We start from the raw sequence: 17,577 nt of genomic DNA, 5'->3' as shown, positions 1-17,577 counted from the left end.
GGGCCGCCCCCGGTAGTGCCGGCCGCTGGCCGGCAGCCCCTTTCCCTCCCGAGGAGACCTGCATGGCCACCACCAAGAAAGCCCCCGTCCGCCGCAAAGCCTCGCCCAAGGTGCGCAAAGGCAGCACCGCAAGCAAGACTGTCGCCGCCCCCGATCGCCCGCGCGTGGTGAAGACTGCCACCCGCAAGGCGGCCGCCAGCGATCCACGCGCAGCGCGCGTCGCGGCCCGGCAGCGGCGCCTGCAGGATCAAGAAAAGGCCAAGGACGTGCGCGCGGCAAAAAAAGCAACGAAGAAGACCGCGACCCAGGCCGGTGCGCGCCGGCAACCGGAGGCGATGCCGGCGCAGCAGCTGGCCAAGCCTGGGCATGAACACGAACTGGTGCTGGCGCCGCGTTTCCTTGCACCGGACTACGCCGGCAGCGGCAAGCTGCAGGGGATGCGCGCGATCATCACCGGTGGCGATTCTGGTATCGGCCGTGCGGTGGCAGTACTGTTCGCCCGCGAAGGCGCCGATGTGGCGGTACTGCACCTGGACGAGGCCGAGGACGCGAACATCACCCGCCAGCACGTGGAGCGCGAAGGCGGCCGCTGCGTGGTGATCGCCGGTGACGTGCGCGATCCGCGCTTCTGCAACAAGGCGGTCAAGCAGGTGGCCAAGGCGTTCGGCGGCATCGACATCCTGGTCAACAACGCCGCGTTCCAGCTGCATTGCGAGCGGCTGGAAGACCTGGAAGACGCGCATCTGCAGGAAACCCTGCAGACCAACATCGGCGGTTACATCCAGATGGCGCGCGCGGTGCTGCCGCACTTGGGCGAGGGTGCCAGCATCATCAACACAGGATCGGAAACGGGAATCTTCGGCAGCAAGGCGCTGATCGACTACTCGGCCACCAAGGGCGCGATCCATGCGTTCACCAAGGCGCTGGCCAGCCAGCTGCTGCCACGTGGCATCCGGGTCAACTGCGTGGCGCCGGGGCCGGTGTGGACGCCGTTGAACCCCGCCGACAAGCAGGCCGAAGATGTTGCGGAGTTCGGCAAGGACAGTGACATGGGGCGGCCCGCACAGCCCGAAGAACTGTCGCCCGCCTATGTGTTCCTGGCTTCGCCGGTCTGTGCCAGTTACATCAGCGGGGTGATCCTGCCGGTGATGGGCGGGCCGCGGGGATGAGGCCCGCAGCCGTTGCGGCAGGCGTGTAGAAATCGGCGATGCGTGGAATGAAGCGCTGCGGATTGGCACCGACCAGGTTGGTCAGCACCACCACCGCCACGCCTCGCGCGGGGTAGACCACGAAGGCCGAGCGCGCGCCGCCGATGCCGGCCACCTGCAGGTCGGGCGCTGCCTGCAGCACCGGCCAGCCGCCGGCCCACGGACCGGCGCGGCCATCGGCCAGAGGCTCGACCGACCACATCCGCCGCCGTGAGTGGTCCTGCAGCAGGCGGCCTTCGGTCAGCGCGACCAGCCAGCGTGCGGTGTCGTCGGCGGTGGTGAGGATGCCGCCGCCGGCCCATAGGCTCGGCGGGATGTCGTAGAACCAGTGCGACAGGCGCGGCGCAGCGTCGGCGGCATCGGTCGCGCGCGGCGCCAGGCTGTACATCGTCGCCACATCCGGAATCAGGTCGTAGCTGTCGCCGAAGGTCGTGCGCGCCATGCGTGCGCCGCTGAACTGGCCCGTGGTGAGGAAGCGCTCGTAGGACATGCCCGATTGCTGCGCGATGATCCGCGCCAGCAGCACGTAGTTGGTCTGGTTGTAGGCAAAGCGCTGCCCGGGTGGCGCTTCGACAGGGCGCACGGTGACCGCCGCCCATGCCTGCGCTTCGGACCCACCGCCCAGCAGGCCATTCGCATCGAGGATGTCCGGCAGGCCCGAGGTATGGTCGAGCAGCTGGCGCACGCGTACATCCTTCCATGCCGCTGGAAGATCGTGCAGGTAGCGCGAGGCGGGTGCATCCAGTTCCAGTCGCCCCTGCTCCGCCAGCTGTGCGATGGCGACTCCGGTGAAAGCCTTGGTGGCTGAATTGAGCGGGAAGCGGGTGTCACGCGAGGCGAGCACGCCGTTCTCCACGTTGGCCAAGCCATAGGTTTCGGAGAGCACGATCTGGCCGTCCTTGACCACGGCCAGCTGCAGCCCGGGGATGCGCTCGTCCAGCATGATCTGGCGGATCAGCCGGCGGGTCTGGTCGTTGGCCTGGTCCTGGTTGGCAGACACCGCGGCGAAGGGCAGGGCACTGATGAGCATGAGCACGACTCGAAGCGTTGGGCGGAACATGCGGGATTCCGGAAAGGCGTCGAGGGTCGGATGCACCGGCGGCGGAAAAGGTTTAGCCGCCCCGGATGGTCCTACCGTTCGTCGGCCCATGACTTCCGGGGGGTTGACTACAGTTGTCGTCAAGCTGACAGTGACGACACGTGTAGTCAAGGGAGTGGTGTCATGCGTGGCAAGACCATCGGGGACCAGGAACTGGCCCTGCTGCAGTACATCGATGAACATGCGCCGGCCAGCGTCGGCGAGGTCGCCAGCGGCTACGGCGAGGCCCGTGGCCTGGCCCGCTCTACCGTGCTGACGATGATGGAGCGGCTGCGGGCGAAGGGGTATCTTCAGCGCTGGCAGCAGGACGGCGTCTACCGCTACCAGGCCACCCGGGGCCCGCAGAGCGTGCTGCAGGGTGCCGTGGCCCAGTTCGTCGACAACACCCTGCAGGGGTCGGTGTCGCCGTTCGTGGCCTACCTGTCGCAGCGCCAGCAGGTCAGCGACAACGAGCTGGCCGAGCTGGAAGCGCTGGTTGCCCAACTCCAATCGCGTCGCCACGAGGGCTGAGCCATGGACACCACGATGCTGATCCCGATGCTGGAACGGCTGGGCTGGACCAGCCTGCAGACCGTGCTGCTGGTGGCCCTGGTGTATGGCCTGTGCCGCGCGCTGCCGTCGCTGTCGGCGGCCACCCGCTGCCGCCTGTGGTGGCTGGTCTCGCTGCAGGCCGTGCTCGGCCTGTTCTGGAGCCAGCCGCTGCAGCTGGCCTGGCTGCCGGCACCGCAGGCGGTGGCGATGACCGCCACCGACGTTGCCGCTGATCTGGTCTACCCGCTGGCGCCGGAAGCCTCGGCGCAGCTGCTGGCGACAATGCCGATGACTGCACCGGACGTGCCGGCAGTGGCGTGGTGGGCGGTTGCCCTGGCCGCGCTGTGGGCTTCGGGTGTGCTGCTGATGGCGCTGCGTACCTTCGGTGAGTGGCGCCGCTGCCGCGCGTTGCTCGCTGCGGCCCATCCCTGCAACGACGAGGCGCTGGTGCAGGCGCTGCAGTTGGCCTCCGATGCGCACGGCGTGCGCCCGGCACCGCGGTTGTGGATGAGCACGCAGGTGGACTCGCCCCAGCTGGTCGGGCCGTTCCGCCCGGTGCTGCTGCTGCCGGCCGGCGACAACGCCCTGCAGGGTGACGCGCTGGACCTGGCCCTGACCCACGAACTGCAGCACCTGCAGCGGCGTGACCTGCAGTGGGGCCTGCTGCCCGCGTTGGCGCAGCACCTGTTCTTCTTCCACCCGCTGCTGCGCCTGTCGGTGCGCGAATACGCACAGGCCCGCGAGGAAGCGGTGGATGCGGCCGTGGTCGGCCAGCACGGCGCGAGCCGCCAGGCTTATGGCCGCCTGCTGCTGCAGCTGGGCGTGGCCCCGCAGCCGCACCTGGGTGTGGCCAGTGCCGCACCGAGCGCCACCAGCCTCAAGCGTCGCCTGCTCTCGCTGCAGTCGCGCCGGTCCTGCCCGCGCCTGTTGGCGGTGGCCCTGACGGCCATCGTGGTGGTGGTGGGCGTGGCGCCGATGCGGCTGGTCGCAGCGCCGGTGCCGCCTGCACCGTCCGCGCCGCCGGCTGCGCCGAAGGCCGTGGTGCCCACGCCGCCGGCGCCGAAGGTTCCGCCTGCACCGCCGATGTCGGCGCGCGCGCCGGCGGTGCCGGTGGCCCCTGCACCGCCCGCCGAGCCCGCCGACGTCGAGGAGCTGTCCGGCCCGGACGATGCGGATGTGGCAGTCGACGTGGATGTCGACGTCGACCCCGGCATCGACGGCGGCCGCAGCACCTCGCGCAGTTCCTCCATCACCACCTACGGGCGGCTGGATCTGGGCACGTCGCCGCCGCAGGCGTTCGTGCTGGTCGATGGTGATTCAACCTTTGCCAACGGCGGCATCGACGACGTGACGCTGGCCCGCAAGCAGCTCGGCAAGGGACCGGCGCTGTGGTTCCGCCAGGGCAGTGAGCGCTACATCGTGCGTGACCCAATGCTGATCCAGTCGTTGCAGCGTGCCTACGCGGGTGCGTCCGACCTGGGGCAGCAGCAGAGCGCACTGGGCCGCCAGCAGAGCGCGCTTGGTCGCCAGCAGAGCGCACTCCACAAGCAGATGGGCGAGATGGGCCGGCTGCAGGGTGAGGAGGCGCGCCGTATCGCGTTGGTGGCGGTCGAGGCTGCGCGCAGTGCGATGAGCGCGCACGACATCAATCGCGAAGCCGCCGCCGAAGCCGCGAAGGCGGCACGCGGGGCGACCAGCGACGCCGAAGTTGCGCGTGAAGCCGCCCGTGAGGCGGCCGCCGAGGCACGTCGCGCGATGCAGGAAGCCCGCAGCCAGGCCGCACAGTCCAGCCGCACCCGCGACATGAACCGCTTGGCCAGCCAGCAGGCCGAACTGGCCAGCCGCCAGGCGGCGCTGGGCAGCCAGCAGGCCGCGCTGGGCGAACGCCAGGCGCAGGTGCACGCGCGGGCGGCACAGCAGGCGCAGCTGGTGATCGCCCGCGCATTGGCCAGCGGCAAGGCCGAGCGCCTCTGAAAACGGCGGCAGCGCCGGGCCATGCCCGGCGAGCGCAGCGGCACACCTGAAGAGGGAAGGCGCCGGGCATGGCCCGGCGCTGCCCGGCGGAACATCAACCGCAGCTGGCGCGCTCGATCCTGTTCTGCGCGTCCACCTGCACGGTCACGCGGTCCTGGCGGAAGTCCATGGTCACCGCCATGCCCGGTTTGACCACCCGCGCATTGCGCGCGCCGCTGGCGCTCACCAGCTGCTTCACGGTGGCTTCGTCGGCGGTCTTGCCGGTGAAAGCGTCCAGCGTGTCCGGCTTGCACTCGTGCCCGCCCTCGGCAGCGGGCGGTGGTGTGCTCTCGTGTGCGGTGCTGCTGCCGGCATGGCTGCAGGCGGCCAGCGGCAGGATGGCGAGCAGGGCGAGGGGACTGAGGCGCATGGTCGGGCTCCAAGCGTGGATGGTGGCGGCAGTGTCACCGCTGCCACCGTCAGGCCGCGTCAACGCCTACTGCCCGACCAGCGCCAGCGTCTCGCGTTCGCGTTGTTCCTCGCGCACCAGCCGCTGCAGCAGCAGGGCCAGCGTCACCACGTCCTGGTGATTGTGGTCGGCGACCCGCCGCAGGTTCACCGCATCGCCGCCACGCAGGAAACGCAGCCATGCGCCCGGGGCTTCCGAGCCCGGCAGGTCGTCCTCGCGCACCACGCGCAGGAGCTGGCGTTCGATGGTGGACAGCTTGCAGTTCTCCCACGTGCCGCGATAGCGGCGGCGCGTGGGATAGAGCAGGTCGACGTGATCCAGTGCGGTGATCGGGCAACGTTGCCGGGCCAGCCGGTAACGCGCTTTCAGCAGCGGTGCGTCATAGCTGCGGCCGTTGTAGCTGCAGAACACGGTGGACGGTTGCAGCCAGCCGGCGAAAGTGGCCAGCATCGCGTCCTCGGCGGCCATCGTGGCCATCAGCAGCTGGCGGATGCGCAGGCCTTCGCCACGCTGTGGGCACACATGCCAGTCCGCAGCGCCGATCATGAAGGCGCGGGTGCCGGTGCCGCCGGCCAGGCCGGTGGTCTCGGTATCGAAGAACAGCAGGTCGCGCGCGGCCACGTGCTCGCCGTCGCGACGGGCGAAATCCAGCGACAGCGGCTGTGCCGGGATCGCCTGCGGCTGCAGCGATTCGATCAGGAACAGGCCCGGTGCGATCTCCTCACCTGGCAACTGACGGTCCTGTGCGCTGGCGCGAGCAGGTGCGGGGCCGCCGCGCGTGCGCAGGCCGAGCAGGCGATGCAGGCTGCCCACTTCGGGCCGACGCAGCGCGGACGGCGCCGTGGCAGGTGCCGCAGCGCCGGTCGGCTTGTGGCGGATCTCCTGCTCGACCCAGGCGAACACCGAACGCTCGGCCGGTGGTTGCCGCGCATCGTTGGCGGCCACGGGTGCCGGTGGCGCAGGGGGCACGTCGGCCGCAGCCGGTGTGCTCGCCTTCGGGTCGCCGGCCTGCCTGCGCAGCAGGCGCAGCTTGTCCAGGCTCAGGCTCACGGCGCCAGCAGCTCCATCGGATCGCGCACGGGCACCACCACGTCGGGTACATGCTGGCAGGCATCGGCATCGAACAGGTCGAGCACGCGCAGTGCCAGCGCGCGCGGCGAAGTCTCATCCTCTTCCTGCGCGGCCAGGACGGGGCCGACACAGGCCGGGCAGCCGGCCTTGCAGTCGCAGCGCTGCACCAGTTCGCGCGCGCGCTGCACCAGTTCGGCCTGGCGCTGCCACAGCGGTTCGCTGAGGCCCACGCCACCGGGGAAGTTGTCGTACAGGTACACGGTGGGCACGAACTCCTGCAATAGCTCGACAACGCCAGGATCACCCTCGCTGCCACGCAGCTGGCCACGGCCGCTCTGGTCGGCGATCGCGAACCAGGAACCATCGCCGTTGCCGACCGACTTCTGCAGGTCGCGCGCATCGGCCATCACCGCCACGGTGGCGACGATGTGCAGCGCATACGCTGCGCCGAGGAAGCCATCCAGCGCATCCTGCTTGCTGGCGAACGCGCGCAGCAGCAGTGCCTGCGGCAGCTGCCACCACACCGCCGTGGTGTGCAGTTCCTGGTCGGGCAGGTTCACCGGCCCGTAGCCGATGTTCTCGTGGGTGTAGTAGCGGATCTTCTTGTAGCCGGCCACGCGACGCACCACGTGCACTTCGCCATGATGCGAATCGCCACGGCCGGCCACGCCACCGTCGAAACGGTCGAGCACCTTGAGCTTGGTGAAGTCGATGCTGTCGGTGTAGTAATCCACATGCGTGCGGGTGACATAGGCCTTGCGGCCGTCCCAGTCCAGCGTCTCCACCTGGTAGGGGGTGGACTGCACCATGTGGATGGCGCCTTCGTACAAGGTGAGCGCGGCGGCGGAATAGTCGACTTCGGCGATGATCTGCTGGCGGCCATCGCTGCGGTCGACCACCACGAAGTTGCCGTCGGCCACCGCACGCAGGCTGACCGCGTTGGCCGGATAACTGTCGGCGATCCATTCCCAGCGCTCGCCTTCGCGGTGGATGACTTCGGTTTCGGCCAGCGCTTCCAGGAACACTTCCGGGTCGATCGGGCCGAAGCCATCACCTACGCGGAACGGCAGCTCGAACGCCGCGCAGCGGATGTGGTCGAACAGGATCAGCGGCTGGTCCGGCGCGATGCGCGCGTGCTCGGGCGAGGCCTCGGCGAAGAAGTCCGGATGGCGCACCACGTACTGGTCCAGCGGCTGCGAACTGGCCACCATCACCCCCAGCGCGGGCTGCTGGCGGCGACCGGCGCGGCCGAAGCGCTGCCAGGTGGCGGCCACGCTGCCGGGGTAGCCGTTGAGGATGACCACGTCCAGGCTGCCGATATCCACGCCCAGTTCCAGCGCCGAGGTGCTGACGATGCCGTCGATGTTGCCGGCACGCATCGCGCGCTCGGTCTCACGCCGCTCGGTGGGCAGGTAGCCACCGCGGTAGGCGCGGATGCGCGGCGGCTTGCGCGGGTCGTGGTCGAAAATATCCTTCAGGTACTTGGTCAGCACTTCCACCATCAGGCGTGTCTGCGCGAACACCAGGGTCTTCAGCCCGGACTTGATCGCGATGCGCGCGATGCGGTTGCTCTGCGATCGCGCCGAGGCGCGCAGGCCCAGGTCCGGATTGATCACCGGCGGGTTCCACAGCAGCACCTGCTTCGGCCCGCTGGGCGCACCGGATTCGGTGATGGCGGTGACCGGCGCTTCGATCAGCGCCTCGGCATGTGCCTGCGGGTTGCCGATGGTGGCCGAGCACAGGATGAACTGCGGTTGCACACCATAGAACGCGCAGATGCGCTTGAGCCGCCGCAGTACATTGCTGACATGGCTGCCGAACACGCCGCGGTAGGTGTGCACTTCGTCGATGACGATGTAGCGCAGGTTCTCGAAGAACTGCGCCCACTTGGTGTGATGCGGCAGGATCGCCTGGTGCAGCATGTCCGGGTTGGAGACCACGATGTCGCCGTGCAGGCGGATGGCCTGGCGTGCATCGCCGGGGGTGTCGCCGTCGAAGGTGAAGGCCTTCACCCCGAGGTCGCCAGCGCGGTTGAGTTCCAGCAGCTCGGCCACCTGGTCCTGGGCCAGTGCCTTGGTCGGGAACAGGTACAGCGCCTTGGCTTTGTCCTGCATGGCCGCACTGACCACCGGCAGGGTGTAGCACAGCGACTTGCCGCTGGCGGTGGGGGTGACGATGGCGACGTGTTCGCCGCGCTGGCTGGCCTCCCACGCTTCGGCCTGGTGGCTGTAAAGCTGCTCGATGCCACGTGCCTTCAGCGCGGCGGCCAGCGCCGGCGGCACCGACCCGGGAATGGGCGCGTAGCGGCCTTCGCGGCCGGGAATGGCGAAGCTGCCGGTGATGCGGTCCTGGTAGCGGCGCTGCAGGCGCGCGCTGAGCAGGGCGCCGTCGCGGGCGGGCAGGCCGTCGCGGGTAGCGAGCTTCTGCTCGGCGTCGGCGGTGCGCTTGGCGAGTTCGTAGGCCATGGAAAGTGGAGCCGGGACGGATTGCGAGGGGTCACATGGCACCACATCCACGTCTCAGGATGTGAGACATCGCGCGCGAAGGGCGTGAACCGTTCAGTGCCACGGGTCCGGACGCTGCGCGATGTCCGCGTCAAGCGCCTCGCTGCGGCGGAGGAACTGCACCATGCAGACCACAAACCGCACCGCGTGCCAGCCCAACGCCAGCAATGCCACCGCCTGCCAGCCAGACGCAAGCGGCCAGCCCGGCTCCAGGCGCTGCGACCACGGCATCCAGGCGGCGCCGAAGACCAGCACGCACAACAGCAGGCCCAGCCACGCCAGTTGCCAGAACGCTCCCGTGCGCGGATAGCGCCGTCGGTCGCTGGCCAGGCACCACGCCGTGCCAGCGCCCAGCACTGCGCCGTCACAGGCGCGCACATCCAGCAGCATCGAGCGCCCGCGGGAGAATGCCGCAGCATGCTCCCAATTCTCTGGAAGCTGCACACGCCGGTCATTGCCCAGCAACCACACCCGTGATGTCTGGGCAGTACGCTGGTACGCGCGCAGGCGCCCGCGTACCCGCAGCACGCGCTGCGCTGTCGCAGGGCCGTTGCGGCGAGGGAAGCCCAGCCAGGCCGCAAGACCGGCGATGGCGAGCAAAGGCATGGCGAGCAGGCCCGGGACGCCGGTGGCGGCCCACAGCGCCAGTGCGGCAATCAGCAGCGGGGACGGGCGCAGGCCGGGACCCCGTCGCATCGAGACTTCTTCGGGTGTCTCCAGGCGCTCGCCACAGACGCGGCTGGTGGCTGCATCCGGCCGTGCAGCAGCGATGCTGAAGCCATTGAGACGCACCACCATGGCCACGTGATCACCCAGTACCACGTCAGCTTCATTGTCTTCCGAGAGGTAGGGCCATGCCTGTCTTGGCACCAGCACGGGAATGCCACCCAGGAAGCCGTCACCGACCGGGAAGCTGTTCCGCCACGCCCCACCGGTGAAGGCGCCATGCAGCCGCTTTACCTGGTCGTCGTGGTCGCAGCCGGTCAACGCGCGCACCGGTGCCAGTGCCATGTGTTCGTCCGCGCCCAGCGTCCGCAGCGTGCTGCTGCGGCGCAGCGAGGCGATGCCGGCGCGGACACGCGATGTCCATTCGGCGGCGGTCGCGGTGACCACCAGGCACACGACCGCCAGACCCACCAGTACTGCCGCGCGCGACATCAGCAGGCGACTGGCCGACGCGGCGGGCGTGTGGAGGGAGCTGTCATCAGGGATGGGCCTTACCGGGAAAATCGCAGGATGCCGTCCCCGCGCCCCGAGGGGAATGAAGTTCGTTGCAAACTTCGGCGCCCAGGCCGCGCAGCGATGATGCGTGACACACCCTGAATGCCCCCTCCGATGCCAACGAAATCTGAAGCCCGCATCCGTATCCTTGTTCACTGGACGCAACCAACAGGGTGGATGGCTGTGGCACGACGTGGAACGCAGGGAGTACTGCTGGCCAGCCTGTTGCTGGCGGGCGTCGCGCAGGCGCAGCAGGCAGCGCCGGTAGCGGTGTCCGATCCTGTGCCCGCTCCCCCTGCTGATGCCCCGGCAGCACCTGCCGCGCCGATCTCCACCACCCTGCCGCAGGACAATGTCACCACCCTCGGCGAAGTGCGTGCGCTCAAGCCGGAAGACGAGCCGCTGGACCTGTACCGCTTCAAGAATCCGGTGAAGTTCGGCGACAACCGCTTCAGCCGCGACTGGAGCGAACCGCCCTCGCCGGAGCAGGTCAGCATGGGCGGCGGCTACATCATGATGGGCGTGGTCAAGGGGGTGATGGCGGCGGCCAAGGGGATCAACAAACTCACCGGCGGACCTGCGCAGATCCAGGCCGCCGTGGCGCGGCCACCGCCCGAGCTCAGTGCCGAGCAGCAGCAGCGTGCGCTGCGGTTCTCCCAGGAGCAGGATGCCGGTGATGCACCGCCGGTGAAGTAGACCGGTATATCCTGCTGGCTCCCCCACCGGTAGGGCTGCCATGTTCCTGCGTTCGATCTGCCTGTTGGCCGCATTGCTGCCGGTCTCCGCCTTCGCGGATGGCATTGCCGATGATGGCGCCTGCCGCAATGGCGCGTTTCCCTCCGAACAGAGCCGGTTCGCCCTGGCGCGGGTGGTCGATGCACCACGTCTGTACCTGCTTGGCGACATGGATGGCTGCCCGGCCAAGGGCGAGCCGGCCTGCCGCCAGCGCAGCTATGTGGTCAATGGCGATACCGTGGTGACCGGGCGCGACCTGGGCCGCTATCGCTGCGCGTTCTTCCCGAACAAGGTGGGTGGCAGCGCCGGTTGGGTCGACCGCAGCAAGCTGCAGGCGTTGCCGGTGGTCGTGCCAGCGCTGCAGGATTGGGCGGGCGAGTGGAAGGATGGCGACAACGGCCTGAAGATCCGCGTGCAGGGCGGGCAACTTCATGTGGAGGGTGACGCCTACTGGCCCTCAGCCAACCCCACACCGGAACAGCGTCCCTACGGGCCGAACATGGGCCAGGTGGAAGCGCGGGCGACGCCGCGTGGTGCTGATGTGGAATTCGTCGAGGACACCTGCAGGGTGCGAGTGCATTCGCTGGGTGAGGTGCTGATCGTGGCCGACAACAGCGAATGCGGTGGCATGAACGTGCGTTTCAACGGTGTGTACCGGCGCGCCGGAAAACGTTGAAGGGCGCATGAGGGATGGGGCCAGTAGATCCACGCCACGCGTGGGTGCGGGCTCGCGATCCAATCGGTGGGGTCAGAGCCCTTTCGCGAACGAAGGGGATCCGACCCCAGGCTCAGCGCCGTCGCTCCAGCCACCACAGTAGCGATGCGCACAGCACGAACGCCAGCCACCACGGCCAGCGCGAGCCGGGCACGGGGTGCATCACCGACGCGTCTGCAGGCGTGCTGGCAGCCAACGCCTGCGTGGTCGCATCGATCATCGCCTGCCGATGCAGCGTCGGTGCATCCTTCGGGTCGAACACATAGCGCCAGACAACGCTGTCGCCATGCGGCAGGCGCTGCCAGCCTGCCTCACGGGGCCACCAGCCGGCGCAGCGCAGCGCCGATGTCGCGCCATCGACAATCAGGGGTACAGCGTCACCACGTTTGTTGAAGACCTGCAGCGGCGCTTGCACGCCACACAGCGCCTGCCGTTCGCCTGCCCAGCTGATCGGCTGCGGTGACCACAGCGCATCATCGCTGCTCTGTGCGCGCGCCAGCGTGGCCACCACGCTGCTCCAGAGTTCGCCATGGCGGTCTTCGCGCCCGGCCAGCACCCAGCGCCAGCTGTCGGTCAGCGGCAGCAGGCCAATGCGGCCCCTGCCAACCGCGCGCCAGCCACCGATGGCATTGCCGGCACGATCGTGCAGCAGCGCGCTGCTGCCCGGCGGCTGCAACGCCAGTGCTTCCAGCGAAGGCAGCGCGGCACTGTGCGAGCTGCGATCGGCCTCTTCGCCGTAGCCGGTCGGCAACGTGCCGGCGGCAAGCGGGCCACGTCGTGCGGCGAGGATCGCGCTTTCGCCATCGCCGGGAAGCTCGAGGGTGCGGCTGCTGCCATCGCCCTGCACGGGCAGGCCCAGATCGCGGAGACGCTGGCGCGCACTGGCCGAAGGTGCGCCCGCGCTGCGGACCAGCACGCCCAATCCATCGCGCAGGGCCTGGCGCACGGCGGCCAGCTGGCCCGCACTCAATGCCGCCAGGCTGCGTTCGTCCAGCAGCAGCAGATCGCTGCGCGTCAGCGATGCTGCATCGATCAACACCGGGCCATCGCCAACGCTGAGTCCGGCCCCGGTATCCGCCTGCACCTGCACACGGATGCCGGCATCGGCCGCCCAGCGGCGCAGGTACTTCAGCTCTGGGCCCGGCGCACTGGCGCGCACCAGCAGGCGCAGCGGTGCGGCCGGCAGGGTCTGCTGCGGCACCGGTACGCTGTCCACCACATGGCCGTCGGCATCGAGCAGGCGCAGCTTGAACACGCTGCGGCCTTCGGCGCGGGCGATGCCGCTCAGCTGCACGCGGCCGTCGTCGGCAACGTCCGTGCGATCGACCACGCTGTCGGCCGGGTCGAGCAGTTCTGCTTTCGCCTTTGCCGCGCCACGCGCCTGGGCCACTACTTCGAAGCGTGCACCGGGAGCCACATCGGCCGGTGGTTGCAGCGCGATCCAGCCGCGCGGCTCCGGTGCAGCCTGCCAACGTACATCCGGTGGCAGCAGCGCGTCGCGGTCCCGTGCGGCCAGGCCCGCACCGACCAGCGTCAGCGTGGAGGCTGGATGCTGGCGCAGCGCGGTGGCCAGGTCGGGTACGCGCTGTGCGCCGGGCACATCGGCAGCTTCGGGTAACAGCAGCAGTGGGCCTTCGCTGGCCGGGAGTGCGCCAGCCCGGTCGGCATCGATTCCCAGCACGACCAACCCGCCTGCGGGCTGCTGGCGATTGGGGGGTACGAGGCAGACATACAGCAGCATGGCAGCGGCGATCTGCAGTGCGATGCCGATCCAGCGGCGACCTCGGTGCGCTGTGCTTCCACGCAACTGGCGCACGCTGGCGATGATCACGACCACAGCAAGTGCCAGCGCAATCCACAGGTTCGGGCTGGAGGGGGTCATGGCTGCGCCTCCAGCGCGTCGAGGTAGCGCTGGCCCATCGCATCGGCCGCACTGCGCCGCATCGTCTGCGGCAGTGGACGTTGCAGTGCCCGCCACAGCTGTGCGCGCAGGCGCAGGCGGCAGTCGTGGCAACCGGGCTCGATGCGCAGCTGCTCGATGGCGGCGGCCAGATCCAGTGCATCGGGCAGGTAGGCGGCGTTGCGCTGCTGCCAGGTCGCGAGCGCATCGAGATCCGGTGCGCCGTTGTCATCGCCGAGGCGTTGCCAGGCTTCAACAATGGCCGGGTCCGGCGGCGTGCGCGCGGCCAACGGCAGTTCACGACTGGCCAGTCCGGCGCGATCACCGCCGAGTCGACGGCCTTCATCAATCGGTGGCAGCTCCGGCCCGACCCGGGCCAGATAAATGCGTTCGGCCTGCTGCACCTGCTTGATGAAGCCCAGCGCCTTGTACGCGAAGGGCAATGCCTGTTCCGGACGGCCCTGGCGCAGCTCGCCTTCGGCCGACCACATCTGGTCCAGCGCGGCCTTCAACGTGGCGCGGGTCTGCGGATCGAGCAGAGTCGCCGCCTCGGCGTGGTCATGGGTGTGGCCATACTCGGAGAGCACGTCGGTGTCGCTGCCGAACACCGGTGGCGTATCGGCATTGGCCGGCTTGCCGCCGTGGTCGTGGCCATGCGCGTCGTGCGCGCCTGCATCGGCGCCATGGTCGTGATCGTGCTCGTCGTCATGGTCGTGGTCGTGGTCGTCTGCGGCCGGCGTATCGCTGGTGGGCAGGTCGCTGGTCGGCGGTGGCTTCGGTGCACCTTCGCTTTCCTCGCCCAGGAACTGGCCGTAGCGCAGGCGCAGGATGCGCTGGTCGACACCGATCGCATCGCTGCGCTTCACGAAGTCCTCGGCGGCCAGGCTGCGTCGCTGCCGGATCAGGGCTTCGGCATCGATGATGATCTGCCGCTGGCTGCGGAAGTACGCAGGCAGGGTCTTCTTGATGCGGCCCTCGAGCTCTGCACCAAGCGCGACTTCGGCGCTGGGCAGGCGCAGGATCACGCTGCTGCTGCGCCCGGTCTGCGGCGTGGGTGCATGATTATCGCGCACCTCCAGCTGGGCGATCACATCGTTGCCGGGCTGCGCGCCCAGTGACGCCAGATCCAGGGTGTGGGCGAAACGCCGCGCGGTGGCTTCGCCGCTGCCGGCAAGCGTGACGCTGCGCTTCACGAAGGTGATGTTCTCACCGCTGCCCTGGGTAGTGGTGATCGACAGCGTTGCCTGCGCCGCGACACCGTAATCGTCGTTGGCTTCGAAGCGCAGTGCCCACTGTCGTTGCCCCGGCGTGCCCAGCACCAGGCTGGCCGTGGGCTCCAGTACGCGCACGCGGGGTGCACGGTCGGCCACCACATCCAGCCGATGCAGGCGGGTCTCTGCCAGTGCCGGTTCGCTCACCACGCGGTACAGCACCGGCGCGCGTGCCACATCCTGCGCCTGCCACTGTCCTTCGTGCTCGCTCAGCGGCAACCTGCGACCATCGTGGAACTGCAGCCATGCCTTGTCCGGTGCACGGTCGAAGCGTAGCGACCAGGACAGCCGGCTGTCGGCGGCGACCTTGGCGTCCAGCGCATTCTGGGTAAGCGTGGCCTGGCCGGTATAGACCGGTGCGTCGATGCGCAGGCGGGTGGACTGCAGGCGTAGCGGGCCTGCGGCGGCCGTGCTGCCTGGCGCCGACGTGCGGGTAGGCGCGGAACCGGGGTTCGAACGTGGCCAGCCCAGTGCCAGCACAACAATGGCCAGCCCTGCGATCCAGCACAGCGCCAATGCACCACGTGGCCAGCGCGGACGCAGCTCCGGCATCGCGCGTTCCAGCGTGGCCAGCACATGCGCACGCTGGCGCTGCTGCAGCGGATTGAGCGTGGCGGCATCGGCGAACAGCAGATCGGCACTGTCCTCGCTGGCACCGCTGCCATCAAGGTGGCGTTGCAGCCACTGCCGGTCCAGTTGGCGGGCATGCGCAGTGGCGAAGCCCGCACACGCGAGCAGGCTGATCGTACCGACGACGCAGGCGATATCGAAACCTGCCAGACGCAGGGCCAGCACCGCCGCAGCCAGCGCCCATGGCAGGCCCAGCAGCAGGGTGATGAGCGCACGGCGCCGGCGCGCACGTTGCCAGGCGTGCTGCAAGGTATTCATGCGGCCACCCTGCGGCGGGCGCTGCTGGCCATCCAGCGTTCCAGCGCGAACAGCAGCACGATAGCCAGCAACAGCCAAGGCGTCGGCTCACGCAGCGGTGGTGTTGCAGCAGGCAATGCGGCCCGCTGCGGTGCCTGGTCACGTGCATCGCCCAGGCGCGGAGCCGTGGGTGGCTGCAGCGCCAGCAGCAGGGCACGCGGCAACTTCGGATCGCGCAGCGCGGCGTTGCTCGTGGTATTCCAGTCGCCCGGCAGCGCCAGCAGATAGCCGTGGCCGACGCGTTGTTGCCACAGCAGCGGTGCGCCCTCCGCGTCGCGCAGCAGGATGCGGGCGTCGGCAGCGGGCTTGCCGGCGGTGATGACACGACCGCCGTCGCGCAGCCACGCCTGCCAGTTCGCCGGCAGTGCATCGCTGCGGCTCCACACGCCGATCTCGCCGCGTTCGGGCAGGGCATCCACCGACAGCGGAGCGAGCGGTGCCTGCACGCCCCACGCGCGCTGCAGTGCGTTCAACCAGTGCTGGGCAGTGGCGGATGCCTCGCCGTGCGCGCGCAGCTGCGGCGATGCCGCTGCAGTCTGCGGCGGTGTGACCGGCATCGGCTGCGTGTGCCATTGCACGTCGCGCGACAGCTGCAGGCGGGCGCCATCCAGGCCGGGCAGGGGATCGGGAACGTGCACGACCAACGCGGTGCCCGCGGGCAGCTGTGCGTCCAGTTCGCGCAACAGGCTGGGCAGGGAGGCCCTGGCTGCGGGTGGCGCCTGTTCGATGGCGGGGAAGCCAGGTGCCAGCCAGTGCCAGTTGCGGTCCGCAGCGGTACCACGCAGTGCAGCAGCGTCCAGCCCAGGGGCCACCACCGTCCACGCATCGGAGGCGGGAGAGGGGCCGGTCAACGCAGGTCGTGCCAACAGCAGGGCCAGGGCGGCCAGCAGCAGCAGACGCACCAGCAGCAACGGCCAGTCATCGAAGCGGATGCGCTGGCGCGGCCGGATCTGTGCACGCAGCCAGCGCAGTGCAGCGAAATCCAGTGGCGTGTACGGATGGCGCCGGGCCAGGTGGATCAGCAGCGGCAGCAGCCCTGCGGCGAGCGCGGCCAGGCCGAGCGGGAACAGCAGGGTCATGCAGCGCCCCCACGGCCGAACAGCGCCTGCAGCGGTTGGTCCAACGGTTGGTCGAGCCAGCCGGTGGCACTGGCGATGCCGCTGGCCTGCAGGCGCGCACGTAATGCGCTGCGTGCGTCAGCGAAGCGCTGCAGGTAATCGGCGCGGATCGCCGCGCCGTCGCCCAACAGTTCCTCGCCGGTTTCCGGGTCGCGGAAGCGGTGGCCGGCGTCGAACGGGAAGTCGCGCTCGTCGGCGGTCAGGATCTGCAGCAGTGCCACTTCGCGGCGTGCGCTGGCCAGCTGTTCGAGCAACACGATGCCGGCGTCGTCGAAGCCATCACCGATTGCCAGCAGCAGGTCGCCCGGGCGCACGCGTTCCCACAGCGGGCGCAGGCGTTCGGCCGCAGGCCACCCACCGCGGGCCTGTAGGGCGTTCAGTTGCAGATGCACACGGTCGCGCTGGCGCGCGCCGTTCGCTGCGGGTACCAGCTGCAGGCCATCGCCACTGATTGCCAGCAGGCCAAAGCGGTCGCCCTGTTGCAGGGCCAGTTCGACCAGGCATGCGGCCACGCCGCACATGTGGTCCAGGCGCGTGCGTTGCGGCGCCGCGCGATCGGCCTGGCCGGCCGAGGCGGTGGCATCGAGCAGCAGCCAGACCGTGATCGGGCTTTCGCGTTCGGATTCGCGCACGAAAAAGCGGTCCGAGCGCGCGTACAGCTTCCAGTCGATCTGGCGCAGTTCGTCCCCGGGCTCGTAGGCTCGGTACTGAGCGAATTCGAGACCGGCACCGCGGCTGCGGCTGGCGTGCTGGCCGATGCCGCTCGCCCCGCTGGCCAGGCGCGGCCGCAACCGCAGCAGGCGCAGGCGCGCACGCAGTTCCGGTGGCAGGGTCAACGGTGTACCTGCGTTCACG

Annotated in this window: 14 protein-coding genes; 5 read left to right on the top strand and 9 right to left on the bottom strand. The window is 69.6% G+C overall.

The window, feature by feature from the left end; genetic code table 11:
• Window positions 1-62: 62 nt before the first annotated feature.
• Window positions 63-1,169: an SDR family oxidoreductase gene (locus tag AC5QAH_RS18145; RefSeq protein WP_495232484.1), complete on the top strand. Its 1,107-nt coding sequence runs from the start codon at window positions 63-65 to the stop codon at window positions 1,167-1,169.
• Here AC5QAH_RS18145 and AC5QAH_RS18140 read toward each other — a convergent pair.
• Window positions 1,126-2,238 (bottom strand): serine hydrolase domain-containing protein, encoded by a 1,113-nt coding sequence (locus AC5QAH_RS18140; protein WP_010487298.1) that lies wholly within the window; start codon window positions 2,236-2,238, stop codon window positions 1,126-1,128. The two genes, AC5QAH_RS18145 and AC5QAH_RS18140, sit on opposite strands and share 44 nt — an antisense overlap.
• A gap of 192 nt (window positions 2,239-2,430) precedes the next feature.
• On the opposite strand from AC5QAH_RS18140, the gene AC5QAH_RS18135 reads away from it, so the two are divergent.
• Window positions 2,431-2,817, top strand: a complete 387-nt coding sequence (locus AC5QAH_RS18135) for a BlaI/MecI/CopY family transcriptional regulator (protein ID WP_010487297.1) — start codon at window positions 2,431-2,433, stop codon at window positions 2,815-2,817.
• Between the two features lie 3 nt (window positions 2,818-2,820).
• Window positions 2,821-4,812 carry a M56 family metallopeptidase gene (locus AC5QAH_RS18130; RefSeq protein ID WP_495232483.1) on the top strand — a complete coding sequence of 664 codons (1,992 nt, stop codon included), beginning with the start codon at window positions 2,821-2,823 and terminating at the stop codon, window positions 4,810-4,812.
• A gap of 94 nt (window positions 4,813-4,906) precedes the next feature.
• Here the strand turns inward: AC5QAH_RS18130 and AC5QAH_RS18125 are convergent, their stop codons facing one another.
• The 4 genes from AC5QAH_RS18125 to AC5QAH_RS18110 all read right to left on the bottom strand — a co-directional run bounded on the left by AC5QAH_RS18125 (window position 4,907) and on the right by AC5QAH_RS18110 (window position 9,993).
• On the bottom strand, window positions 4,907-5,221 hold the full coding sequence (locus AC5QAH_RS18125; RefSeq protein WP_043400842.1) for an I78 family peptidase inhibitor: 315 nt from the start codon (window positions 5,219-5,221) through the stop codon (window positions 4,907-4,909).
• Window positions 5,222-5,287: 66 nt separating this feature from the next.
• The gene (locus AC5QAH_RS18120; RefSeq protein WP_049408928.1) at window positions 5,288-6,310 is read right to left on the bottom strand and encodes a ribonuclease H-like domain-containing protein; all 1,023 of its coding nucleotides are present in this window, start codon (window positions 6,308-6,310) and stop codon (window positions 5,288-5,290) included.
• On the bottom strand, window positions 6,307-8,796 hold the full coding sequence (locus AC5QAH_RS18115) for a DEAD/DEAH box helicase (RefSeq protein WP_049408927.1): 2,490 nt from the start codon (window positions 8,794-8,796) through the stop codon (window positions 6,307-6,309). The genes AC5QAH_RS18120 and AC5QAH_RS18115 overlap by 4 nt, the downstream gene beginning before the upstream one ends.
• Before the next feature lie 93 nt (window positions 8,797-8,889).
• A complete protein-coding gene (locus AC5QAH_RS18110) occupies window positions 8,890-9,993 on the bottom strand; it encodes a hypothetical protein (protein ID WP_143994394.1) in 1,104 nt (367 codons plus the stop codon).
• 240 nt (window positions 9,994-10,233) lie between these two features.
• On the opposite strand from AC5QAH_RS18110, the gene AC5QAH_RS18105 reads away from it, so the two are divergent.
• Both AC5QAH_RS18105 and AC5QAH_RS18100 read left to right on the top strand, forming a co-directional pair.
• Window positions 10,234-10,752: a hypothetical protein gene (locus AC5QAH_RS18105; RefSeq protein ID WP_019337489.1), complete on the top strand. Its 519-nt coding sequence runs from the start codon at window positions 10,234-10,236 to the stop codon at window positions 10,750-10,752.
• A gap of 40 nt (window positions 10,753-10,792) precedes the next feature.
• A complete protein-coding gene (locus tag AC5QAH_RS18100; RefSeq protein ID WP_010487281.1) occupies window positions 10,793-11,467 on the top strand; it encodes a hypothetical protein in 675 nt (224 codons plus the stop codon).
• Window positions 11,468-11,579: 112 nt separating this feature from the next.
• Here AC5QAH_RS18100 and AC5QAH_RS18095 read toward each other — a convergent pair whose 3' ends face one another.
• Genes AC5QAH_RS18095 through AC5QAH_RS18080 form a run of 4 tightly spaced genes read right to left on the bottom strand, consistent with a single transcriptional unit; the run spans window position 11,580 to window position 17,576 of the window.
• Window positions 11,580-13,388 (bottom strand): hypothetical protein, encoded by a 1,809-nt coding sequence (locus AC5QAH_RS18095; protein ID WP_495232482.1) that lies wholly within the window; start codon window positions 13,386-13,388, stop codon window positions 11,580-11,582.
• A complete protein-coding gene (locus AC5QAH_RS18090) occupies window positions 13,385-15,565 on the bottom strand; it encodes a hypothetical protein (RefSeq protein WP_495232481.1) in 2,181 nt (726 codons plus the stop codon). The genes AC5QAH_RS18095 and AC5QAH_RS18090 overlap by 4 nt, the downstream gene beginning before the upstream one ends.
• Complete coding sequence (locus tag AC5QAH_RS18085) at window positions 15,562-16,683, bottom strand: BatA domain-containing protein (RefSeq protein WP_100447325.1); 1,122 nt, start codon at window positions 16,681-16,683, stop codon at window positions 15,562-15,564. Before AC5QAH_RS18085 ends, AC5QAH_RS18090 begins: the two co-directional genes overlap by 4 nt.
• Window positions 16,680-17,576 (bottom strand): DUF58 domain-containing protein, encoded by an 897-nt coding sequence (locus AC5QAH_RS18080; protein WP_049408922.1) that lies wholly within the window; start codon window positions 17,574-17,576, stop codon window positions 16,680-16,682. The genes AC5QAH_RS18085 and AC5QAH_RS18080 overlap by 4 nt, the downstream gene beginning before the upstream one ends.
• Between the last annotated feature and the right edge of the window lies 1 nt (window position 17,577).

The organism is Stenotrophomonas sp. YJH_SMC_43 (genome assembly GCF_059372535.1).
This window is presented reverse-complemented; position numbering and strand designations above follow the sequence as displayed.